Source organism: Micromonospora sp. SD12 (assembly GCF_052068495.1).
Lineage (GTDB): Bacteria > Actinomycetota > Actinomycetes > Mycobacteriales > Micromonosporaceae > Micromonospora > Micromonospora echinofusca.
On sequence record NZ_JBQHDF010000022.1, the window covers coordinates 20,743 to 42,459 of the forward strand.

General features: G+C 73.5%; 23 protein-coding genes. 10 read left to right on the forward strand and 13 right to left on the reverse strand.

What is annotated here, in order from left to right:
* Window positions 1–9: 9 nt before the first annotated feature.
* From ACTMS2_RS26750 to ACTMS2_RS26765, 4 genes are all read right to left on the reverse strand, one after another.
* Window positions 10–576 (reverse strand): GNAT family N-acetyltransferase, encoded by a 567-nt coding sequence (locus tag ACTMS2_RS26750; RefSeq protein ID WP_441177869.1) that lies wholly within the window; start codon window positions 574–576, stop codon window positions 10–12.
* Window positions 577–664: 88 nt separating this feature from the next.
* The gene (locus tag ACTMS2_RS26755) at window positions 665–1,492 is read right to left on the reverse strand and encodes an ABC transporter ATP-binding protein (RefSeq protein ID WP_441177870.1); all 828 of its coding nucleotides are present in this window, start codon (window positions 1,490–1,492) and stop codon (window positions 665–667) included.
* A 47-nt stretch (window positions 1,493–1,539) separates the two neighbouring features.
* Window positions 1,540–2,568, reverse strand: coding sequence for a FecCD family ABC transporter permease (locus tag ACTMS2_RS26760; RefSeq protein WP_441177871.1), 1,029 nt, complete (start codon window positions 2,566–2,568; stop codon window positions 1,540–1,542).
* Entirely contained in the window at window positions 2,565–3,641 is a 1,077-nt protein-coding gene (locus ACTMS2_RS26765) for a FecCD family ABC transporter permease (protein WP_374208838.1), read from the reverse strand. The genes ACTMS2_RS26760 and ACTMS2_RS26765 overlap by 4 nt, the downstream gene beginning before the upstream one ends.
* A 90-nt stretch (window positions 3,642–3,731) precedes the next feature.
* On the opposite strand from ACTMS2_RS26765, the gene ACTMS2_RS26770 reads away from it, so the two are divergent.
* Window positions 3,732–4,769, forward strand: coding sequence for an ABC transporter substrate-binding protein (locus tag ACTMS2_RS26770; protein ID WP_088999867.1), 1,038 nt, complete (start codon window positions 3,732–3,734; stop codon window positions 4,767–4,769).
* Complete coding sequence (locus ACTMS2_RS26775; protein ID WP_441177872.1) at window positions 4,766–5,611, forward strand: siderophore-interacting protein; 846 nt, start codon at window positions 4,766–4,768, stop codon at window positions 5,609–5,611. The genes ACTMS2_RS26770 and ACTMS2_RS26775 overlap by 4 nt, the downstream gene beginning before the upstream one ends.
* A gap of 62 nt (window positions 5,612–5,673) precedes the next feature.
* On the opposite strand, the gene ACTMS2_RS26780 is transcribed toward ACTMS2_RS26775, so the two are convergent.
* From ACTMS2_RS26780 to ACTMS2_RS26790, 3 genes are all read right to left on the reverse strand, one after another.
* On the reverse strand, window positions 5,674–6,159 hold the full coding sequence (locus tag ACTMS2_RS26780; RefSeq protein ID WP_441177873.1) for an N-acetyltransferase family protein: 486 nt from the start codon (window positions 6,157–6,159) through the stop codon (window positions 5,674–5,676).
* A gap of 149 nt (window positions 6,160–6,308) precedes the next feature.
* Window positions 6,309–7,715, reverse strand: a complete 1,407-nt coding sequence (locus tag ACTMS2_RS26785; protein ID WP_441177874.1) for a hypothetical protein — start codon at window positions 7,713–7,715, stop codon at window positions 6,309–6,311.
* A complete protein-coding gene (locus ACTMS2_RS26790; RefSeq protein WP_441177875.1) occupies window positions 7,705–8,310 on the reverse strand; it encodes a SigE family RNA polymerase sigma factor in 606 nt (201 codons plus the stop codon). The genes ACTMS2_RS26785 and ACTMS2_RS26790 overlap by 11 nt, the downstream gene beginning before the upstream one ends.
* A gap of 245 nt (window positions 8,311–8,555) precedes the next feature.
* On the opposite strand from ACTMS2_RS26790, the gene ACTMS2_RS26795 reads away from it, so the two are divergent.
* On the forward strand, window positions 8,556–8,996 hold the full coding sequence (locus tag ACTMS2_RS26795; RefSeq protein ID WP_441177876.1) for a hypothetical protein: 441 nt from the start codon (window positions 8,556–8,558) through the stop codon (window positions 8,994–8,996).
* Window positions 8,997–9,145: 149 nt separating this feature from the next.
* On the opposite strand, the gene ACTMS2_RS26800 is transcribed toward ACTMS2_RS26795, so the two are convergent.
* Window positions 9,146–9,433 carry a hypothetical protein gene (locus tag ACTMS2_RS26800; protein WP_441177877.1) on the reverse strand — a complete coding sequence of 96 codons (288 nt, stop codon included), beginning with the start codon at window positions 9,431–9,433 and terminating at the stop codon, window positions 9,146–9,148.
* Window positions 9,434–9,676: 243 nt separating this feature from the next.
* Between ACTMS2_RS26800 and ACTMS2_RS26805 the strand changes: the two genes are divergently transcribed.
* The 4 genes from ACTMS2_RS26805 (at window position 9,677) to ACTMS2_RS26820 (ending at window position 12,527) form a co-directional block, all read left to right on the forward strand.
* Window positions 9,677–10,039 carry a YciI family protein gene (locus ACTMS2_RS26805; RefSeq protein ID WP_441177878.1) on the forward strand — a complete coding sequence of 121 codons (363 nt, stop codon included), beginning with the start codon at window positions 9,677–9,679 and terminating at the stop codon, window positions 10,037–10,039.
* 21 nt (window positions 10,040–10,060) lie between these two features.
* The gene (locus ACTMS2_RS26810) at window positions 10,061–10,450 is read left to right on the forward strand and encodes a YciI family protein (protein WP_441177879.1); all 390 of its coding nucleotides are present in this window, start codon (window positions 10,061–10,063) and stop codon (window positions 10,448–10,450) included.
* A complete protein-coding gene (locus ACTMS2_RS26815; RefSeq protein ID WP_441177880.1) occupies window positions 10,447–11,691 on the forward strand; it encodes an RNA polymerase sigma factor in 1,245 nt (414 codons plus the stop codon). The genes ACTMS2_RS26810 and ACTMS2_RS26815 overlap by 4 nt, the downstream gene beginning before the upstream one ends.
* Before the next feature lie 137 nt (window positions 11,692–11,828).
* Window positions 11,829–12,527 carry a class I SAM-dependent methyltransferase gene (locus tag ACTMS2_RS26820; protein ID WP_441177881.1) on the forward strand — a complete coding sequence of 233 codons (699 nt, stop codon included), beginning with the start codon at window positions 11,829–11,831 and terminating at the stop codon, window positions 12,525–12,527.
* Window positions 12,528–12,612: 85 nt separating this feature from the next.
* Here the strand turns inward: ACTMS2_RS26820 and ACTMS2_RS26825 are convergent, their stop codons facing one another.
* On the reverse strand, window positions 12,613–14,184 hold the full coding sequence (locus ACTMS2_RS26825; RefSeq protein ID WP_441177882.1) for an NAD(P)/FAD-dependent oxidoreductase: 1,572 nt from the start codon (window positions 14,182–14,184) through the stop codon (window positions 12,613–12,615).
* Window positions 14,185–14,482: 298 nt separating this feature from the next.
* Here ACTMS2_RS26825 and ACTMS2_RS26830 point away from each other — a divergent pair, with 298 nt between their 5' ends.
* Window positions 14,483–15,724, forward strand: a complete 1,242-nt coding sequence (locus ACTMS2_RS26830; protein WP_441177883.1) for a hypothetical protein — start codon at window positions 14,483–14,485, stop codon at window positions 15,722–15,724.
* A 6-nt stretch (window positions 15,725–15,730) separates the two neighbouring features.
* Here the strand turns inward: ACTMS2_RS26830 and ACTMS2_RS26835 are convergent, their stop codons facing one another.
* Together ACTMS2_RS26835 and ACTMS2_RS26840 are read right to left on the reverse strand one after the other, a co-directional pair.
* The gene (locus ACTMS2_RS26835) at window positions 15,731–16,963 is read right to left on the reverse strand and encodes an MAB_1171c family putative transporter (protein ID WP_441177884.1); all 1,233 of its coding nucleotides are present in this window, start codon (window positions 16,961–16,963) and stop codon (window positions 15,731–15,733) included.
* A gap of 13 nt (window positions 16,964–16,976) precedes the next feature.
* Window positions 16,977–17,450 (reverse strand): hypothetical protein, encoded by a 474-nt coding sequence (locus ACTMS2_RS26840; protein WP_441177885.1) that lies wholly within the window; start codon window positions 17,448–17,450, stop codon window positions 16,977–16,979.
* A gap of 258 nt (window positions 17,451–17,708) precedes the next feature.
* On the opposite strand from ACTMS2_RS26840, the gene ACTMS2_RS26845 reads away from it, so the two are divergent.
* A complete protein-coding gene (locus tag ACTMS2_RS26845; protein WP_101415042.1) occupies window positions 17,709–18,320 on the forward strand; it encodes a phosphoesterase PA-phosphatase in 612 nt (203 codons plus the stop codon).
* A gap of 18 nt (window positions 18,321–18,338) precedes the next feature.
* Here the strand turns inward: ACTMS2_RS26845 and ACTMS2_RS26850 are convergent, their stop codons facing one another.
* Together ACTMS2_RS26850 and ACTMS2_RS26855 are read right to left on the reverse strand one after the other, a co-directional pair.
* Window positions 18,339–18,749: a helix-turn-helix domain-containing protein gene (locus ACTMS2_RS26850; RefSeq protein WP_357660682.1), complete on the reverse strand. Its 411-nt coding sequence runs from the start codon at window positions 18,747–18,749 to the stop codon at window positions 18,339–18,341.
* A 445-nt stretch (window positions 18,750–19,194) separates the two neighbouring features.
* Window positions 19,195–20,259 (reverse strand): LacI family DNA-binding transcriptional regulator, encoded by a 1,065-nt coding sequence (locus tag ACTMS2_RS26855; protein ID WP_441177886.1) that lies wholly within the window; start codon window positions 20,257–20,259, stop codon window positions 19,195–19,197.
* Window positions 20,260–20,535: 276 nt separating this feature from the next.
* Here ACTMS2_RS26855 and ACTMS2_RS26860 point away from each other — a divergent pair, with 276 nt between their 5' ends.
* Entirely contained in the window at window positions 20,536–21,687 is a 1,152-nt protein-coding gene (locus tag ACTMS2_RS26860) for a Gfo/Idh/MocA family protein (RefSeq protein WP_363623118.1), read from the forward strand.
* Window positions 21,688–21,717 lie beyond the last annotated feature (30 nt).

Consider the following 21,717-nt stretch of genomic DNA (forward strand, 5'->3'; position numbering starts at 1 on the left):
GGCGCACGTTCAGGACCGGCCGGCCTCGAAGGTCTCCCGGTCGAGGAAGAGCAGCCGGGCCCGCTTGCCGTTCAGGTCGATCAGCGGCCCGGCGACGAAGCCGGTGCGCAGGAGCCGGTCGACCGCCTTCTCGTTGCGCGCGTCCGGCTCCATCACGACGCGCCGGTGTCGCGGGTCGGCGAAGACGAAGTCGAGGAACACGCGCAGCAGGGTGCCCGTGAAGCCCCGCTCGACCGCGTCGGGCGGACCGATCAGCAGGTGGGCCCCGTGGTCGCCGGGCTGGACCGGATAGCACTCGCCGACCGGGTCGGCGGCCGGCTCGTAGGTCTGGAACAGCGCGACGGGCGTCCCGTCGCGGTGCGTCAGCCAGGCGTGGTGGGTGGGCAGCGAGTCGAGGTAGCGGTAGATCTCCTCGACGCGCTCCCGACCGGCGTCGCGCATGCCCCAGAACCGGGCGCGTTCCTGGCTGACCCAGGAGTGGACGAGGTCGATGTCGGTGTCGGGGTCGAGGGGGCGGATCGTCACCCGGCCGAAGCCGTCGACGTCCTGGCGGTAGGTGCTGGCGAGATCACGCATCGTGTGCCACCGTACGGTGATTCCGGTCGATGCGCGAGTAGGTCGACCCCCGGCGCGGCGCCGGCCGCGCCGACGCCGCGTACGCCCGTCAGCCGCTGGCGACGGCGACCGGCGGAGCGCTCGCGCCGGCCCGGCGGCGGGCGGCCGGAACCACCAGGGGGGTGCCGGACTCCGGGTCGTCGATCACGCGGCAGGGCAGCCCGAAGACCTCCCCGACCAGCTCGGCGGTGACCACCTCCCGGGGCGCGCCGGCGGCCACCACCCGCCCCTCGCGCATCGCGATGAGGTGCGTCGCGTAGCGGGCGGCGTGGTTGAGGTCGTGCAGCACGGCGACCAGCGTGCGGCCCTGCTCCTCGTGCAGCCGGGCGCAGAGGTCGAGGACCTCGATCTGGTGGGCGATGTCCAGGTAGGTGGTCGGCTCGTCGAGCAGCAGCAGGGGGGTCTGCTGGGCCAGCGCCATCGCGATCCACACCCGCTGCCGCTGCCCGCCGGAGAGCTCGTCGACCGGTCGGTCGGCCAGGTCGGCGACGCCCGTGGCGGCCATCGACTCGGTGACCACCCGCTCGTCCTCGCGCGACCACTGCCGCAGCAGCCCCTGGTGCGGGTACCGGCCGCGGGCGACGAGTTCGGCGACGCCGATGCCGTCCGGCGCGACGGACGTCTGCGGCAGCAGGCCGAGGGTGCGCGCCACGGCGCGGGCCGGCTGCCGGTGGATGTCCTCGCCGTCGAGCAGCACCGCCCCGGCGGTCGGCTTCAGCAGCCGGGACAGGGCCCGCAGCAGGGTCGACTTGCCGCAGGCGTTGGGGCCGATGATGACCGTGAAGGAGCGGTCGGGCACGGCGACGCTCAGGTCCTGCGCGATGGTCCGCCGCTCGTAGGCGAGGGTCATCGCGGTGCCGCTCAGCCGGGACTGCATGCTCGGTGCTCCGTTCTCGTCATGGGTGGGCCGTCGGCCGGGCCCGGTCACAGCCGGCCGGCCCGGCGCTCGGTGGCCAGCAGCCAGACCAGGTAGGCGCCGCCGAGCACGCCGGTCACCACGCCGACCGGCAGCTGGTGCCCGGGGAAGGCCCGCAGGGCGAGCTGGTCGGCGCCGACCAGGAGGACCGCCCCGACGGCCGCCGAGGGCAGCAGGTTCGGCCCCGGGGCCCGGGTCAGCCGCCGCGCGAGGTGCGGCGCGGTGAGGGCCACGAAGTTCACCGGCCCCGCGGCGGCCGCCGCGAGGGAGACCAGCAGCACCGCCGCCGCCAGCACGACCAGGCGCAGCCGCTCCACGCGTACGCCGAGGGCGGCGGCGGTGTCGTCGCCCATCTCGACCAGCCGCATCGCCGGCCCGTAGCCGGCCAGCATGAGCGGCACCAGCACCCCGAGCGCGATCAGCAGCGGCAGCGCGTTCGACCAGCCGCGCCCGTCGAGGCTGCCGGTGAGCCAGAGCACGGCGCGGGCGGCGTCCATCAGCGGGGCCCGGGTGAGCAGCCAGCCGTTGACGCCGGTGAGGATCGCCATGGTGCCGATGCCGACCAGGATCAGCCGGTAGCCGTGCACGCCGCGCCGCCAGGACAGCCCGTAGACCAGCGCGCCTGTGACCAGCCCGCCGACCACCGCCGAGGAGGCCAGCGCCAGGCTGCTGCCGCCGAGCACCACCACGACGAGCGCCCCGGTGGCCGCGCCCTGGGTGAAGCCGAGCATGTCGGGGCTGCCCAGCGGGTTGCGCACCAGCGACTGGAAGACGGCGCCGGCCAACGCCAGCGCGGCGCCGACGCAGAGCGCGGTCACCACCCGGGGCAGCCGCAGCTCGGTGACGATGAACTCCTCGGCCGGGGTGCCCTGACCGGTGAGGGCGCGCAGCACGGCGGCGGGGCTCATCGGGTAGTCGCCGCTGCCGATGGCGAGCACGCTCAGCCCCAGGGCCAGCAGCACGCAGGTGACGCCGACGGCGATGGCGCGGGGGCGCAGCCGCAGCGACAGTCCGTCGCGGACACGGAGTGTGATCACGGGTGGGCCACCCGTCCGCGCAGCACCAGCCAGAGGAAGAGCGGCCCGCCCGCCACGGCGGTCACGAGCCCGACCTGGAGCTCGCCGGGGCGGCTCAGCACCCGGCCCAGCACGTCGGCACCGAGCAGCAGCACCGGCGCCAGCACCGCGCAGTACGGCAGCAGCCAGCGCAGGTCCGGGCCGGTGAGCGCGCGTACCAGGTGCGGCACCAGCAGCCCGACGAAGACGATGGGCCCGCAGGCGGCGGTGGCGGCGCCGCAGAGCAGCGTGATCGCCGCGATGACCGCGCCCCGGATGAGGGCGGGCCGGGCGCCGAGGGCGCGCGCCGCGTCGTCGCCGAGGGCGAGGGCGTTGAGCGGTCGGGCGACGGCCAGGGCGACCAGCAGGCCCGCCGCCATGAACGGCGCGACCGTGCCGACGGTCGACGGTTCGGCGCTGGCCAGCGAGCCGACCGTCCAGAACCGCAGCCGCTCCAGCGACGCCGTGTCCATCAGCATCACCGCGCTGACGTACGAGTAGAGGGTGGCGTTGAGCGCCGCGCCGGCCAGGGCCAGCCGGGCGGGGGTGGCCCCGCGCCCGCCGCCGACGGCGTACACGGCGGCGGTGACGGCAGCCGCGCCGAGCAGCGCGAACCACACCTGCCCGCCGACGCCGCCGATGCCGAACAGCAGCGCCCCGGTGGCCACCGCCGCCGCGGCGCCGGCGTTGATGCCGAGCAGGCCGGGGTCGGCGAGGGGATTGCGGGTCAGCGCCTGCATGACCGCGCCGGCGACGCCGAGCGCCGCCCCGGCGAGCAGGCCGAGCAGCGTACGTGGCAGTCGCATCCGGTGCACGACGGCGTACTCGGCGGCGTCGCGGTCCAGCAGGCCCTGCCACACGTCGGTGAGGGGAAGCTGTTTGGCGCCCACGGCGATGCTGAGCACCGCGACGGCCGCGAGCAGCAGCACCGACGCCGCGAGCCCGGCGGCGCGCAGTGCGGCCCGGCCGGGCCGGCGTACGGCCGGCGGTGCCGGCGGGGCGCCGACGCGGGGGGAGAGGGTGGCGGACAGTGTGGGCTCCGATTGGTGCGGAATTCCGAACGGGACTTGACAGCCGTTTAGGTTAGGTTAACCTAACCCCGCTGTCCATGGTCATTCGCCCGACCCTGATCGAAAGACACCGCCATGCCGCATCCCGTGTCCGCCCGCCGCCTCTCCCGCCGGGGCCTGCTCGCCGCCGGTGGCGCCGCCACCCTGGCAGCCCTGCTCGCCGGCTGCGGCGGGGACGAGGACTCCGCCACCCCCGCCGCCAAGGGCTCCGAAGGGCCGTGGTCGTTCACGGACGACCGTAACGAGAAGGTGAGCGCCCCCGCCCGGCCGACCCGGGTGGTCGCCTTCACGGGGGTCGCCGCCGCGCTGGTCGACTTCGGGCTCGACAAGCAGATCGTCGGGGTGTTCGGCGAGACGAAGCGCTCCGACGGCAGCAAGGACCCGCAGGCGGGCGACCTCGACGTCGAGTCCGTGGAGATCCTCGGCAACGTCTGGGGCGAGTTCAACCTGGAGAAGTACGCCGCCCTGCGGCCCGAACTGCTCGTCACCCACATGTACGACCCGGGCGCCTTCTGGTACGTGCCGGACGAGAGCAAGGGCAAGATCCTTCCGCTCGCCCCCACCGTCACCGTCACCACCGCCCGGGTGCCGATGACCAAGCCGATCGAGCGGTACGCGCAGCTCGCCGAGTCCCTCGGCGCCGACCTGTCCGCCAAGAAGGTCACCGACGCCAAGGCCCGCTTCGAGGCCGCCGCCGAGTCGGTCCGCCAGGCGGTCAAGGCCAACCCGGGCATCAAGGTGCTCGCCTGCTCCGGCAGCCCCGACCTGTTCTACGCCTCCAACCCCAAGGTCAGCACCGACCTGATGTACTTCGCCGAGCTGGGCGTCGACATCGTCGTCCCCACCAAGCTGGAGGCCGGCGACTACTTCGAGGCGCTGAGCTGGGAGAACGCGGGCAAGTTCCCGGCCGACCTGCTCCTGCTCGACAACCGCAGCACCGCCCTCCAGCCCAAGGACCTGGCCGCCAAGCCGACCTGGCAGCAGCTGCCGGCGGTCAAGGCCAACCAGGTCGCCGCCTGGGACGCGGTGCCCCGCTTCTCGTACGCCGGCGCCGCGCCGCTGCTGGAGAACCTGGCCACCGCCATCAAGGGCGCGAAGAAGGTCACGTCGTGAGCACCGCCGTCGCCGTGCAGTACCGTCTCTTCGCCGCGCAGGTCGTCGGCGCCCGCCGCGTCGGCGCCTCCCTGGTCCGGGTCACCTTCGGCGGGCCGGAGCTGGCCGACTTCGCCGGCGGCGGCCGGGACCAGAGCGTCTCGCTGTTCCTGCCGCACCCCGGTCAGCCCGAGCCGGTGCTCCCCGTCGAGGCGGGGGAGGACTGGTTCGGCGCCTACCGGGCCATGGACCCCGACGTGCGCGCGGTGATGCGCTCGTACACCATCCGGGAGCAGCGCCCCGAGGTGGCCGAGGTGGACATCGACTTCGTCAGCCACGGCGACACCGGCCCCGCCTCCCGCTGGGCCCGGCACGCCCTGCCGGGCGACCGGGTGGTGCTGCTCGGCCCGGCCGTGCACGACAACCGCAGTGTCTGCTTCCGGCCCCCGGTCGGCACGGACTCGGTCCTGCTGGTGGCCGACGAGACGGGGCTGCCGGCCGCCGCCGGGATCCTGGCCTGGCTGCCGCCCGGCACCCCGGTGCGCGCCTGGATCGAGGTCCCCGACGCGGGAGACATCCAGGAGTTGCCCACCGAGGCGCGGGCCGAGGTGCGCTGGATCGTGCGGGGCGGCACCGCCCCGGGCAGCAGTCTGCTGGCCGACGCGGTGCGCGCCGCCCGGCTGCCGGCCGGCACCCCGTACGCCTGGATCGCCGGCGAGTCCTCGATGGTGCGCTCGGTGCGCCGGCACCTCGTGGGCGAGCGCGGCCTGGACCGCCGGCACGTCACCTTCTCCGGCTACTGGCGCCGGGGCGCCTCCGAGGAGGACCTGCGCGCCGAGGCCGCCGTCAAGGCCGCCGCCTGACCGACGCCCGTCGCGTGCCGGATCCCGCCCGCCGGGGTGGGATCCGGCATCGGTCGTGCCGGTCAGAACTCCCGGTACATCACGTGCAGGTTCACCCGGCCGAGGGTGGGATGCCGGAACGCGCCGGGCACCGTGCCGACCACGTCGAACCCCTCCCGCCGGTACAGCTCCACGGCGGTGACGTTGCTCACCACCACCGCGTTGAACTGCATGCCGGCGTATCCCCGCTCACGCGCCCAGCCGACGGCGTGCCGGCACAGCGCGGTGCCGACGCCACGCCCGCGCGCCGCGCGGGCCACCATGAAGCTCGCGGTGGCGACGTGCGAGCCTGGCCCGGGGCGGTTGGTGCCCATCTTCGCGGTGCCCAGCACCGCGTCGCCGTCGACCGCGACCACCGTCCGGCCGGGCGCGGCCTCCACCCACATGCCGTACGCCTGCTCGGCGGTCAGCTCCGGGTCGTAGGGGAACGTCTCCCGGGCACGGACCACCTCCTGGACGATCGGCCACACCTGTGCCCAGTCGGACTCGTGGAAGTCTCGGATCCGCATCCGGCGGATGCTAGGGGCATCACGGCACGGCGGCAAAGCGTTAACGACGGGGAGGGCGCGGCTGCGGAGTCCGCGTTGCAGCCTGACGTGGGGAGCCGCATGCCCGGCCGACACAGGGTCGGACCGGACACACGGTCAACCCGCCATCGTCACCAGGCCCATACGGTCGGTTCGCCAAGTCGTTGGCTGAAGTTCGCGCCGAGGTTCGGTGTGGCCTCGGTTCGCAGAAGCCGGCCGTCCTTGTCGAAGACCCGCACCGTGACTACCTGGCGAGGATCGATGCGCACCGCGCCCGCCCCGGCGTCGAGACGGCCGCTGGCTATCGTTCGGTTCTTCCGGTCGACCAGTTCGACCTGGACCGCCGACTCCGGCCCGACGACCAGCACACCGACTGTCTCTCCTGGAACCTGGACGACGGCCAGATCAGGACTCCCGGTAGCGATCCGGTAGTCGCCCGGTGATCCCGACTCCGGCTCTGGCGGCGGCCCCGCCTCGGTCTTGAGCAACGCTGCGCAGCCAGCGTCGGCCGAGCAGGAACTCACCAGCACGGCCGCTGGCGCGCCGGGAACCCAGTCGGGTAACCGTCCGCCCCAGACCACCTGTGGTGCCGGTCCGGTGAGTCCGTGGCCCTTGAGCTCCCAGTGCAGGTCGCGCACTGCGGCAGCGGCAAGCGTGGCGTCCACCGAGCCGCGCGCACCGGCGGTGGGGACCGGCGCTGCCGCCTCCGTCGGGCCGACCACACTCGCCCCACCAGCTGCCGGTCCGGCGTACCGAACCACGCCGTCGCAGGTGAACCGCCACCGTTCGGTCGCTCGGCCCGCCCCCAGGACCACGAAACCATCGGTGCTCACCACCTGCCAGCTCCGGGTAACCGATCCGTCCGGCTGGATCCGTCCGTCAGCGGAGGTCTCGACGAGACACCCGGCCGGGGCGAGCCCGACCGTGAGATCGGCGCCGTGGCGGCCGTTCACCGGCGAGTGCCGACCGAAAAAGACGTACGGTTCCAGCGGTAGCGGCTCGACCGGGGTGCCGGTCTTGCTCAGCAGTTCCGGCACGGACGCCTCGGCCTGCCCGCTGCCATGGCGGAGCAGCGCGTGTGATTCGTCCAGGAAGGCCACCACCACGGTCCGGGCGCCCGGCGCGTCGTGTGCGAGCAGCACCTTCACCTCGTCGAGCGCCGGGTCGACCAGCAGTTCGGTGCGGGCCGTCCGGTACTGTCGCTCGATGTTGGCGATCAGCGCCTTGTCGCCGGCTAGGTTGCCCCGGGTAGGCGAGTTGAGTAACTGCCTCACCATCGGCTTGTCGACCCGGCTTGCCGGCTGAAACGTCCCAACCGCCGGCGGTGGCGACGATGCCACGCCGGTGACCGTCGACCGGCCGACCGCACCGAACACCGGCAGCGCCATCGCCACCGCCGCCAGACCGGCCACGCACGCCACCGCCACCCGTCGCTGTCGGCGCCGACGGACGCGGACCAGCAGCCGCTGGTAAGGGTCGGGGGCCGGCACCACCGGCTCGGCAAGCCGTGCCAACGCCTGTCTGATCTCATCGGCCATCGTTCACACCTCTCCGTCTCGTCGGGACCGACGCCACGTCCAACGGCACCTGGTCGTCGATCGGCCGCGTCTGCTCATTCGATGCTGTCGATTCGGCCGACGAGGCCGGCAGCACCGCGCGTAGCCGGGCGAGCCCACGGGACGCCTGGCTCTTCACCGTGCCTACCGAGCAACCAAGCGTCTGGGCGATCTGCGCCTCGGGAAGGTCCTCCCAGTAACGCAGCACCAGCACCGCCCGCATACGGGGCGGCAGGCCGCGCAACGCGGTGAGTACCTCGTCGCGTACCACGACGTCGTCCGCCACGTCTGGGCTCCGGCCCCGCTCGGCGTGCAGCCGCCAGGCACCGGTCACCCCAGCCAGGAACTCCCGGGAACCGAACCGGTGCCACAGGCTGACCCGCTCGTTGGCCATGATCCGGCGGACGTAGGCCAGCGGGTCATTCACCTGCCGCCAGCGGCGCATCACCCGCATCAGCGCGCTCTGCACGAGATCTTCGGCCGCGTGCCGCGAACCGGTCAGCAGGTACGCAGTCCGTAGCAGATCCGCGTACCGGATCTCGACGAACGCGCGGAAGCCGTCATCCGTCACCTGCACCCTCCAGTCCTAGCCAGGCGTCACCAACGAGAGGAAGACCCTCAGCCAGCGGGAAAGGTTGACCGATGGTGGCGACTGCGCCGAGATCGGGAAGGCCTCACAATTCGCAGCCGGCGACGACATCCGCCCGCTCGATGGCTCGAGGCGTCGGCGCGGGAGGGTGAACCCTCGCACCCGCTGCCGGACCGGCGGGGCTCGCCGCCGGGGCTGTCGTCGGCCGGCGGCGGACAGGCTAGTTTGCCTGAATGAGTCTCCTCGATGACGTCGCGAGCCGTGACGGTTGGCGATGCTGGGTGTGCGACGAGCCGGTCGACCCCGACATGTCGGTGAACGACCCGCGTGGTCCCAGCGTCGACAGCCGTACCGCCGACAAGAAGGCCAAGGTCGCCGAGCGACTCGCGCACCGGGCCTGCAACACCCGCAAGGGCGCTGTCAAGGTGGTCATCGCCTGGCCGGACCATCTGCACGTGGTGGAGCCCGCGCCACTGATCACCGTCGCCGAGCGGCTCGAACGCAAGGGCGGCCGCGAACTGGTCGCCCGCTGCCCGAGCAGGAAGGACGCCCAGGAGGCGGCGGACTGGCTGGTCGACCGGTTCTCCCGGCTGGTGCCCGGCCTGCCGGTGACCGCGAGCGTCGACGCGGGCGGCGGACAGTACCTCGTCGCCCTGGCCGCCGGCCGCCGCTGACCGGTGCCCCTGGTCGGCGGGGCGTCGCCGGCCAGGGGCCATCCGTAGGTGTCGGCAGCGGCCCGGGGCCCGAGCCGGCACCAGCGCTGCTGCGCACCGCGCGTGCCGGCCGTCTCCAGCCGGTGGCGTCGGCGGCGGTCAGTCTCCGGTCAGAATGGGGGTGCGTCCTCGCCCATCAACGCCAGCACGACGCCTCCCTTACCACTCTTGAGGCCCTGGACCACGACCTTGCCGGTGCTGCCGCTGGGCAGTTCCAACGTGAAGGTCTTCCCGACCGCGTTCTTGGGTCCGTTGCCGGCGCTGTTGGCGGGTCGGAAGTCGCCTGCCCACGGCGGGGTCCCGCCTCTGCGGGCAGGCTCGGCGAAGAGTGCGGCGGTGCCGGGAGTCCGGGTGCCGTCGGAGGAGAGGAGCACTGAGGCGCTGCGATAGGTAGCCATATGCGACAAGGCTATCCCGGACCGTGCCCGTTCGCGCCACCAGAACCGTCGGGTAACGCGAACGGCTTCGAAACGACCGTGACCTCGTTCCACCCCTCGTGCCGCCTCCTGGACCTCGATTTCTCCGAAGATGGTGTCGTATCGGGGCGTGGCCGTTCGTGGAACCAGTGTGCGGCGGCCGGCTGGACCGCCGGACACGAGGAGCCGGGCAAGGCCCTCGTCCGGGACCGAGAGGAGACGACCATGACGGAGTACCTGATCACCTTCAACGACGAGTGGGTGCCCGAACACACGGCGGAGGAGATTCGCGAGAAGAGCAAGGCCAGCTGGGCCGTGATGGGGGAGATGCAGGCCGAGGGCGTCCTGCTCTTCAGCAACGGGGGGCTCGACCGGTCCACCGCCGTGTGCAGCGTCGAATCGGTCGACGGCAAGCCCGTCTTCACCGACGGCCCGTACGTCGAGACCAAGGAGCACCTCGGCGGCTTCGCCGTCGTGGACGTGCCCGACGACGAGGCGGCGCGATACTGGGCCGGCAGGCTCGCGACCGCGCTCGACTGGCCACAGGAGGTGCACCGGTTCCGAGGCCCCGGGGCGCGCCCGGCGTAACGGCTCCGGGGAGAAGTGAGCGTGGTGCCCAGATACCTGCTGTCCGTCTACGGACCGGCCGAGCGCACCGAGTTCGGCACCCACCCCTCCCAGGAGGCCGTGCCGCAGGCGTTCGTCGACACCGGCGCCTTCGACGAGCGGCTCCGGCGGGACGGTCACCTCGTCTTCACCGACGGCCTGGCGCCCGCGACGACCGCCACCACCGTTGACGGGCAGGGCGAGAAGCTGGCCCTCACCGACGGGCCCTACCTGGAGACGAGGGAGCACCTCGACGGCTTCTGGGTCATCGAGGCGGCCGACCTCGACGTGGCCCTGGCCCTCGCCGCCGAGGGGTCGAGAGCGTGCCGCGGTACGGTCGAGGTGCGTCCCTTCCGATCCGGGGAATCCGTCCGAGCGCTGCCGGAGCCATGACCGTTCTCACCGTCGAGCAGGCGATCACCCGTGCCCACCACGAGGAGTGGGCGCGGGTGGTCGCCGGCCTCACGCGCCGTTTCGGCGATCTCGACGTCGCCGAGGAGGCGGCGGCCGAAGCGTTCGTGGCGGCCGCGGAGCGGTGGCCGCGCGAGGGCGTACCGTCCAATCCCGGTGGTTGGCTCGTCACCACCGCGACCCGCAAGGCGATCGACCGGCTCCGTCGCGAGTCACAGCGCGACGCCAAACACCAGGCGGCCCGGATGGTGTACGACGACACCCCTGCTGAGCCGACCGGCCCGGTCGAGGACGACCGGCTCAGACTGATCTTCACCTGCTGCCACCCCGCGCTCGCGATGGAGGCCCGGGTCGCGCTCACCCTGCGCCTGCTCGGCGGCCTCACCGTGCCCGAGATCGCCCGCGCCTTCCTGGTGCAGGAGACCACCCTGGCGCAACGGATCACCCGCGCCAAGGCGAAGATCAAGGCGGCACACATTCCCTACCGGGTGCCCTCGGCCGACGACATCCGCGAGCGCCTCGCCGGCGTCCTCGCCGTCGTCTACCTCATCTTCAACGAGGGCTATCTCGTCAGCGAGGGGGACGCCCCGGTGCGCGTCGACCTCACCGACGAGGCGATCCGCCTCGGCCGCCTGCTCCGGACCCTCCTCCCGGACGACGGCGAGGTGGCCGGCCTGCTCGCCCTGATGCTCCTCACCGACGCCCGGCGGCCGGCGCGCGTGTCCCGCACCGGGGAGCTGGTGATCCTCGCCGAGCAGGACCGGGGCGCGTGGGACCGCACCCTCATCGCCGAGGGCAACGCCCTTCTCCGCGAGCGGGTCGAGGCTGTGGCGACCGGCGGCGACCCACCCGGGCGCTACCAACTGCAGGCCGCGATCAACGCGGTCCACACCGACGCCCCGTCCGCCCGGGACACCGACTGGTCCACCATCGTCGCCCTCTACGGCCGCATGTCGCTGCTCGACCCCTCACCGATCGTGCGGCTCAACCGGGCGGTCGCGGTCGCCGAGGTCGACGGCCCCGGGGTCGGGCTCGCCGAGATCGACCGGCTCACCGCCGTCCTCGACGGCTACCACGCCTTCCACGCCGCGCGCGCCGACCTGCTACGGCGACTCGGGCGCGGCGGCGAGTCGCGCACGGCGTACGACCGGGCCATCGGTCTCGCCGGCAACCCCGCCGAGCGGGCCTACCTCACCCGCCGCCGCGACCAGCTCGCCGGCTGACCGCCACGTGGAGCCAGCCCGTTCCCGTCCACCTGCCCTGACTGGCACGGACCGGAGGGCGGCAGGGGCAGTGGTGGCTCGACGACCGTGGCAGGATCGCGCTTTCGACCTTGCGGCGAAACCGAGGAGACAGCCTGGTGAAGGCCGACCACTACGACAGTTTCGCCGAGCGTTACAGCGCGGACAACGAATCCAACCTGATCAACGGCTACTACGAACGGCCCGCGATGATCGGGCTTGCCGGGGATGTGAACGGCCGGCGGATCCTCGACGCCGGCTGCGGCTCGGGTCCCTTGTCCGCGGCGCTTCGCGAGCGAGGGGCCATCGTGACCGGCTTCGACTCCAGCCGCGCGATGGTCGAGCTGGCCGAACGGCGGCTGGGCGGGGACGCCACGCTGCTGGTTGCCGACCTCAGCGAGCCGCTTCCCTTCGCCGACGGCGCGTTCGACGACGTCGTCGTGTCCCTGGTCCTGCACTACCTGGAGGACTGGACCGCGCCCCTGGCCGAGCTGCGCCGAGTCCTGAGGCCGGGGGGTCGCCTCATCCTGTCCGTGAACCACCCGATGGTCTACACGGCGGTGAACCCGGACGGCGACTACTTCGCCCTCGCACGGTGGTCGGAGGAGTACATTTTCGACGGGCACGCCACGGAGCTGACCTACTGGCACCGGCCGTTGCACGCGATGACGGATGCGTTCACCGAGGCGGGCTTCCGCCTCTCGGTCGTCAGCGAACCCCCCATGTCTCCCGATACTCCGCGCGAGATCCTGCCCCCACACCTCGTGGACCGCACCACGTTCATCTGCTTCATCTTCTTCGTCCTCGAAGCGCACTGAGCCCGGGCCGGTCCGCCGCCGTACGCCACCACCGGCCTTCCCCTCCGGCGCATCCGCCGACGGTGCCGAACGCGCAGTCGGCGGCTCAGCCGAGGCGCACGTGGGCCGGCCGTTCGGGCCGGGCGCTGCCGGTGCCGGTGCCGGTGCCGTCGAGCGTCGTGCCGACCGGGACGGTGGGCCGGGCCGGTACGACGGGCGCGTCCCGGCCGGTGCCCCGGTGGCCGTCCCCGTCGTGGCTCGACTCCTCGTGGTAGTCCTGCTCCACGTTGACTGACCACACGTCGTGCCGGGTGCCGCAGGCGATGTTCTCGGCGGTGAGCATCGCCGTCAGCATCGAGTGGTCCTGGTTGTTGTAGCGGTGCATGCCGTTGCGGCCCACCGGGTGCACGTTGGGCACCTCGCGCGCCAGCCAGTCCCGGATCACGTCGACGTTGTGCTGGTAGCGCTCGTCGTAGACCGGGTACGCCTTCGGCATCCGCACCACGTACCCGGCCTCGACCACCCCCGGCCGGACCAGGCCGAGCCGCTCCAGTTCGGCCGTCGCGGTGGCGACCAGCTCGGCGTCCGGCGTACGCCAGGTCTCGTCGTCCTCGAACACGAAGTACTCCAGGCCGAGGCAGGTGCGCCCGTCCTTGACCAGGTGCGGCGACCAGGAGCCGAAGTTCTGGATCCGGCCGACCTTCACCGCCGGGTCGTGCACGTAGATCCAGTTGTCGGGGAACGAGAACTCCGCCGGCACCACCAGCGCGACGGTCAGGAAGTCCCGGTACCGCAGGTCGGCGGCCGCGGCCAGCACCTCCGGCGGGGCCGCCGGGCGCAGCGCGGCGACCAGCTCGGAGATCGGCATCGAGGAGACGACGTGCGTGGCCGGCTCGGTGCGCCGCCCGCCGGCCCCGTCGACGGTCACGGCGACGGCCCGGCGCCGCTCCGGGTCCCGGTGCACGGCGGTGACCCAGGTGCCGGTGTCCACGCGGCCGCCGCGCCGGCTGACCTCCTCGGCGCAGCGCTCCCACATCATGCCGGGGCCGAGCTTCGGGTACTGGAACTCCTCGATCAGGCTCGTCACGTCCTTGCGGTTGCGCCGGGGCAGCACCGCGTTGCGCACGGCCTTCGCCAGCGACAGGTTCTTGATCCGCTGCGCCGCCCAGTCGGCCTGCAACCGGTCGGCCGGCATCCCCCAGACCTTCTCGGTGTACGTCTTGAAGAACATCGAGTACAGCCGCCAGCCGAACCGGGCCGAGACCCAGCCCTCGAAGTGCGACTGGTCCTTCGGCGGGCGCAGCCGGGCCCGCGCGTACGAGCCCATGCACAGCACGGCCTCCCGTACGCCGAGGTTGCGCAGGGCGTTCGCCGCGCTCAGCGGGTAGTCGAACAGGGCCCCCCGGTAGTAGATCCGGCTCATCCGGGGTCGCAGCAGGAAGTCCTCGTCGGGCAGGATCTCGTGCCAGAACTCCTCGACCCGGGCCACCTTCGTGAAGAACCGGTGCCCGCCGATGTCGAAGCGCCACCCGTCGCGCTCGACGGTGCGGCTGATCCCGCCCACCACCTCGTCGGCCTCGAACACCCGCACCGGGCTGTCCCGCCGCAGCAGCTCGTACGCCGCCGTCAGGCCCGCCGGCCCCGCGCCGATGACCACCGTGCCGCGCTCCTCGCCCATGCCCGTCGCCCCCTGCTTCCGCCTCCCGGAGGCGGCCCGCTTACCCGGCGGCGGCCGGAATTCACCCCAAATTCCCGTCCGTCCCCGCCAGCGGGACCATCGGCGGCGATCCGGCCCCGCTCACCGCGGCGGCGGGCGCCGGGTCGCCGTGCGGTCCCGCGCCGCCCCGTCTCGGCCCCGTCGCCCCGCCGCTCGCCGCCCCGTCGCTCGCCGCCAGGCGCGCGGGCGCGGCGACGTGTCAACGGGGCCGGAACGGGGATGTGGCACCGGGTCGGACGGCCGGATCGGGAGACGCGTGATGGACAGTGGGCGGGCCGTCGCGCAGCGGCGGTGGCGCGCGGTGTCGGCGCGTGGGCTCGAGCTGCGGCGGGCGGCGGCGCGGGCCGCCGGGCGGGTGCCGGCGCCCTGGCTGTACGTCGTCGGCGTCTTCCTCGGCACGAAGATCGTCCTCAGCGTCGTCGGGGTGCTCGCGCTGAGCGCCTTCGACGAGGTGCCCTGGGCGCCCCCGCCGGACGAGACGACGATGCGCGAGCAGCAGCGCGCGGTCTCCGGGCACCGCGCGCTCGCGCTCTGGTTCGCCTGGGACTCCTTCCTCTACGACCACCTGGCGCAGCTCCCGCTCGACGAGCCGTGGCGCGACTTCGGCTTCCCGCTGCTCTATCCGTTCCTGGCCCGCCCGCTGGCCCCGCTGCTGGGCGGGGACACCGCGCTGGCACTGCTGGTCGTGGCCAACGTCGCGTTCCTGCTGATGCTCTTCTACGCCCACCGGCTGGGCGAGCGGCTGCTCGGCGACGACGCCGCCGCCCGCCGGTTCGTCCGCTACCTGGTCCTGCTGCCGGCCGGGTTCCTCTTCCAGGCGGCGCTGACCGAGTCGCTGTTCCTCTGCCTCGCGCTCGCGACCTTCCACTACGCCGAGCGGCGGCGCTGGCTGCTCGTGGGCGTGGTCGGCTTCTTCCTGGCCTTGAGCCGTTCGGTGGGGTTCTTCGTCGTGCTCCCGCTGGCCCTGGTGCTGCTGCGCCAGCACGGCTACCGGCTGGGTCCGCGCGCCTGGTGGGGGTACGTGCGCGCGGGCTGGCCGCTGGCGCTGCTGCCCGCCGGCTGGCTGACCTTCATGGCGTTCTGCCGGTGGCAGAGCGGTGACTGGTTCGCCTACAAGCACGCCCAGGAGAAGGGCTGGGGCATCCGCGTGCAGAACCCGCTGGCGGTGCTCTGGCACGGCCTCACCGACAGCCCGCCCCGCGACGCCCTGCGGGTGTGGGTCGCCGTGCTGGTGCTGGTGGTGCTGCTCGCGGGCGCCCGCCGGCTCGGGCTGCCCTACCTCGTGTACGGGCTGACCATGGTCATGGTGCCGCTGTCGATGGGTCCGCCGGTGTACAAGAGCCTGCTGCGTTACCTGATCGCCGTCTTCCCGGTCGGCCTCGTGCTGGCCCGCTGGGCCCGCCACGCCGGCGCCGACGCCTGGCTGACCGCCGCCCTGGCCCTGCTCCAGGGCGCGCTCTTCGTCACCTGGCTCGCCTACTGGACCCACTTCATCATCTGAGCCCGCCTACGCCTGCTGCCCGCCCGCCGGGGCGTCCAGCGTACGGGCGGCGACCGCGCGCACCAGCTCCTCGGACAGCGCGGTCGAGACCAGCGCCAGCCGACTCGCGTCGGCCTGCACGTCGGCCTGTGCGACCGCCATGCTCTGGGACTCCAGGGCCGGATCGACCTCACGCGTCGCCGTCGCCCCCGAGGCGAAGCGCCGGAGCGCCACCAGGATGGCCGCGGCCTCGCCGGCGGCGTCGGCACGCTCGCGGCTCCAGCCGGCCGCCACCGCCCGCTGCCGGGCCGCGCCCGCCACGGACTCGTCGAGCGGGCCCAACGTACGCAGGCCGTCGCTGATCTCGACGCAGCGGCGGTAGAGCCGTTCGCCCAGGCGCCACGCCCACCGGGAGTCGGCCTCCGGCCGGCGCGGGGGATGCAGGGCGATGGTCGGCATCGCCCGGTACAGCAGGTACCACAACGCGTGCAGGTCGCGGTGCGTCGCGTACCTGCGCGGCCAGGCGCGGACGCCGTCGGCCGCCTTGCGTACCGTCGCCAGCACGAAGCTGGCCCCGATCAGCGACACCGACAGCATGATCAGCGTCTGCGTCGCGGCCGGCTCGGGCCACGGTGGAGCCACGCCGGCCAGCTTGAGGCAGATGAACAGGGCCTTGTGCGCGACGAACCCCGCGCCGAAGGCCGCACCGGCGCTGAGCAGCCGCATGCTGGTCCTCAGCCGGGCGCCGGCGTAGCGCGCGTATCCGGCGGACACCCGCAGGATGTCCACGACCGTCACTCCGAGGCAGGTCAGGAACGCGAGCATGTAGACGCCGACCGGGGGCAGGTCGCCGTACCGCTCGGCGAAGTGCAGGGGCTCGGACTCGGGGAAGTCGGCCCGCGAGAACGCCGCGACCATCACGCCGAACGCGACGGCGAGGAACACGCCTCGCCGCGCCATCAGCCGGCGTGCCCGCCCCGGGTCGCCCAGGTGCAGGAAGAGGAACTGGATCGCCGCCGCGGCGAGCAGCGCCGAGCCGTGCTCCACCAGCTTGGCGAGATTGGGTACGCCCGACACTCGGTCGATCAGGCTGTGCACCGGGGCCCACCCGGCGGTGACGGCCACCCCCATCCCCAGGCAGATCCCCGCGCTCGCCAGGATCCTGGGGTTCGCCGGGTCTCGACCCAACGCCCTGAGCTTCACCAGGAACGCCACCGCGGCGACGGATGCGGCGACCAGATGACCGACCGTGACGAGCATGCGGATCTCCCGCCTAGTCCGTCAACGTCGCGGCGATGCGGTGCATGACGGCGGCCGTGACGCCGCCCAGCTCGTCGAAGGCCACGGCCTCGCCGCCACCGTCGAGCCGTGCCCCCAGGTACGTCGCCAGCAACTCCGCGTCGTGCTCCTGCTGCTCGTCGAACGTGGCCGGGGAGCGGGCGAGCACCCCGTGCGCAGCCGCCGTCTCACCCGCCCCGCCGGACGCCACCGCCCGCGCGGTGTGCCGCAGGGCGATGTGCATCAGCTCGTGCAGGATCGTCTGGACGCGCAGCACGGGCGGCGCGTCGCGGCTGAACAGGACGTAGTCGGTCCCGGCCGTCGCCACCCACAGCCCGCAGGGCCCGGCCCGCCCGTCGACGCTCATCGCGGCGAGTTGGATGCGCCGGCCGCGCGTGGTCTCGAGGGCGGACACCAGGCCCCGCACCGTCAGCGGCGTCGGCAGGTCCACGTCGAGCTGGCGCAACAACCGCTGTCTCCGACGCCGCCGGTGCCACATCGCCTGCCGTCACCCTCCCGCCGGGCCGCCAGCCCGAGAGACCCCCGTGTCGTGTCACCCGCCCCGCCGCGTCCACCCCGGACGGTCGACGCTCATGCCGGCCGCGACGGCGCAGGTGCGGGCAGCATAGCCAAGCGCGACGACACTGTGACGCCCGAGCGGGGCGGAGCGTGACAGGCCGCGCCCGCGGTGTGCCCGCCGCCCGGGGCGGTCGGCAGAATGTGGGCCGTGCACGACGTCATCGACCGCCCCGACCGCCGCACCAGCAGGTGGCTCGCCCGGGCCGCCACCGAGGTCTTCGCCCCGGCGCTGCTGGCCGCGCTGATGCCCGTCGTCGTGGGCCTGCACAGCGCGTCGCCCGTCGGGGTGGGCCTCGCCTGGGCCCTGGTCGGCTCCCTGTTCTGCTCGATCATCCCCAACAGCCTGATCTGGTGGGGCGTGCGCCGGGGCCGGCTGACCGACCACCACATCAGGCGACGGGAGCAGCGCCGGCGGCCGCTGGCGTACGGGCTGCTGTCCGTGCTGGTGGGCCTCGCCGTGATGATCGGTTTCGGCGCCCCCCGCCCGGTCCTGGCGATGGTCGTCGTCATGTTCGCCCTCGGCCTCGCCGTGACCGTGGTCAACCTGGCGTGGAAGCTCAGCATCCACGCGGCCGTGGCGGCGGGCGCGGCGGCCGTGCTGGTGATCGAGTTCGGGCCGGCGCTGCTCGCCTCGGCACCCGTGGTGGCGCTGGTCGGCTGGTCGCGGGTGCGCCTGCGCGACCACACCGTCGGTCAGGTGGCCGCCGGCACCGTCGTGGGGACGCTCATCGCGGCCCCCACGTTCCTTCTGCTGCGGTGACCGGTGGCGGGAGCCCGCCTACGCCCGGCCCCGCCCCGTGGTCTTGTTGCGGGCCTCCAGCGCCGCGACCTGCTCCACGATGGCGCGCAGGCTCGCCCTGGGCGCCCCCGGTGGCATCCGGCGCGCCAGGACGGTGATCGTCTCCAGGTCGGGGTCGCCCTCGCCCTCGCCGTCCGCGGCCACCGTGTCGAAGAAGTAGCCCGGGGGGACCCGGAAGAAGTTGGCGAGCTGCTGGATCGCCGACCGGGTGGGATTGTCCCGCTCCCCGCTCAGCAGGTAGTTGACGTAGCTCGTCGAGAGCCCGGTGGCCCTGGCGACCTCGTCCGGCGTGAAGGGCTTGTCGCTGCCGGGCCGGCGATGCGTCTCGAACAGGTGCCGCAGCCGGTCGGCGAAGGACGTCGATCCGCTGGCCTTGCCGCCGTCGGCCATGACCACCCCTCCTGCTCCGACCCGGGAGCGCCCACCATAGTGGTTGGGCGCGGCAACGCCGCCACAATGGTTGCGGGCCGTGGCGGACCGTGCTTGACTGACCACGCCGACCACTGTTGTGGCAGTGACACCGTAGCGGACAACCATAGTGTGTGACAGATCACCCGCACCGGCATGTGTCGACTCCGCGCCGGCGCGTCGGCCGATGACCGCCAGGCGCGGCACAGGGGGACGGAATCGGGGGATGCGCAAGCCGCTCAGGGCGCGCACCTCACCGCACGCCGAGAAGCAGCCGGCAGGGGGACCGCAGCCGGTACGGCCGCGCGCATCCGGGGGGCCGTCCCTCCGAGCGGCCTGGCGCCAGGTGGCCCCGGGCGCCCACGCCCGGGGCCACCGACCACAGGTGTCCACGGTGGCCGGTCGGCCGGCGGTGGTCGGAGGGGCGTCAGCCGGCTGACGCGCCGGACCCGGCCGCCCGTGGGCGGACCGGGGCGATCTCGGGGGCCGGCCCGGTGCTGTCCCGGCGCACCACCTCGGCGGGCAGCACCTCGACGCGGGGCGCCGCCGCCCCCGGGTCGAGCGCCAGCGACATCGCGCGGGCCCCCATCTCGACCAGGGGCAGCCGGACGGTGGTCAGCGCTGGGGTGACGTCCCGGGCGATCGGCATGTCGTCGAAGCCGATCACGGACACCTGCCGGGGCACCGGCACCGACCGGGAGCGCAGCAGCGCCAGCGCGCCGATGGCCATCGAGTCGTTGAGCGCGACGATGGCGGTCAGCCCCGGGTCCGCGTCCAGCAGGGCGGCGGTGGCCGCGACGCCGCCGTCGCGGTCGAACTCGGCGTGGCGTACGCGGTGCTCGGGCAGGCTCAGCCCGTGCGCGGCGAGGGACTCCCGCAGCCCGGTGAGCCGGTCGGTGGTGGTGGTCAGCACCGCCGGCCCCGCCACCACCCCGATCTCCCGGTGCCCCAGCTCGTACAGCTCCGCGCCGATGAGCCGGCCGCCGGCGCGGTTGTCCGGCATCACGGCGTCGCCGGAATGCTCGTGCCGGCCGATGACCGCGACCCGTCCGCCGGTCGCCTCGTACGCGGCGAGCTTCTCGTTCAGCAGGCGGGTGAAGGTGGCGTCGTGGTAGCCCGAGCCGGCCAGGATGATGGCGGCGACCTGCTGGCCGCGCAGCAGCTCGACGTACTCCAGCTCGCGGTCGGGGTCGCGGTAGCTGTTGCAGATCGTCAGCAGCCGGCCCTGGTCGGTGGCGACCCGTTGCAGGCCCCGGGTGATCTCGGCGAAGTACGGGTCGGAGACGTCGTGCACGATGACGCCCACCGCCACGCGGTGCGAGCGGGCCAGCAGTTGGGCGTGCGCGTTGGGCACGTACTGCAACTCGGCGACGGCGCGCAGCACGCGCTCGCGGAGTTCCTCGGTGACGGGCTTGCTGCTGCCGTTGATCACCCGGGAGGCGGTCGCGGGCGAGACCCCCGCCCGTCGGGCCACGTCGGACAGGGTCGCCACAGCCGCCCCCTCGGTCGTTTCTCGACGGCCGTGCCCGGGTGCCGGCCATCCGTCACCGTACCGCAGCGAAAGCCCTTGCCCGCCCCGGCGCCCCGGCGGCGGCGCCCGCCGCGCGACGGGGCCGCACGGCCCCTTGCCTGAGGCGGGAGGCGTTCCCTACGCTGCCCAGGAAAGCGCTTGCCTGAGATGCGTCGTCGGGGACCTCCCGGCGGCGGAGCAGGCGTGGCACAGGTCGTCGCCCGCCGCTCGGCGGCGCCCGCGGAGGGAAGGAACACCATGACCCGCAGGTCGATAGGGATCATCGTCAACGGCGTCACCGGCCGGATGGGCTACCGGCAGCACCTGGTGCGCTCCCTGCTCGCCATCCGCGAGCAGGGCGGCGTGCCCCTGACCGACGGCACGTCCATCTGGCCGGAGCCCGTCCTGGTGGGGCGCAACGAGACCAGGCTCCGCGAGATCGCCGAGCGGCACGGCCTGACCGACTGGACCACCGACCTGAGCGCCGCGCTGGCCCGCGACGACGTCGAGATCTACTTCGACGCCCAGGTCACCCAGCAGCGGGAGAAGGCGATCCGCCGGGCGCTGGAGGCCGGCAAGCACGTCTACACCGAGAAGCCGCTGGCCGAGGACACCGAGGGCGCCCTCGACCTGGCCCGGGCGGCGCGCGCCGCCGGGGTGCGTACGGGGGTGGTGCAGGACAAGCTCTTCCTGCCCGGGCTGCGCAAGCTCAAGCGGCTCATCGACGGCGGCTTCTTCGGCCGGATCCTGTCGGTGCGCGGCGAGTTCGGCTACTGGGTCTTCGAGGGCGACTGGCAGCCGGCCCAGCGCCCGTCCTGGAACTACCGCGCCGAGGACGGCGGCGGCATCGTCGTGGACATGTTCCCGCACTGGCAGTACGTGCTGGAGGAGCTCTTCGGCCGGGTGCGCACGGTCAGCTGCGTCACCGCCACGCACGTGCCGCAGCGCGTCGACGAGGCGGGCCGCACCTACCCGGCGACCGCCGACGACGCCGCGTACGGCATCTTCGAACTCGACGGCGGCGTGGTCGCGCAGCTCAACTCCTCGTGGTGCGTACGGGTGCACCGCGACGAGCTGGTCGAGTTCCAGGTCGACGGCACCGAGGGCAGCGCAGTGGCGGGGCTGCGCGGCTGCCGGGTGCAGCACCGGGCGGTCACCCCGAAGCCGGTGTGGAACCCCGACCTGCCGGTCACCGAGCCCTTCCGGTCGCAGTGGACGGAGGTGCCGGACAACGAGGAGTTCGACAACGGCTTCAAGGTGCAGTGGGAGGCGTTCCTGCGGCACGTCGTGGCCGGCGAGCCGTTCCCGTGGGACTTCCTGGCCGGCGCGCGCGGCGTGCAGCTCGCGGAACTGGGGCTGCGCTCGGCGCGCGAGGGCGCCCGGCTGGACATCCCGGAGCTGGACCTGTGAGCGCGAGGAGTGAGCCGGGGTTGCGAGCCC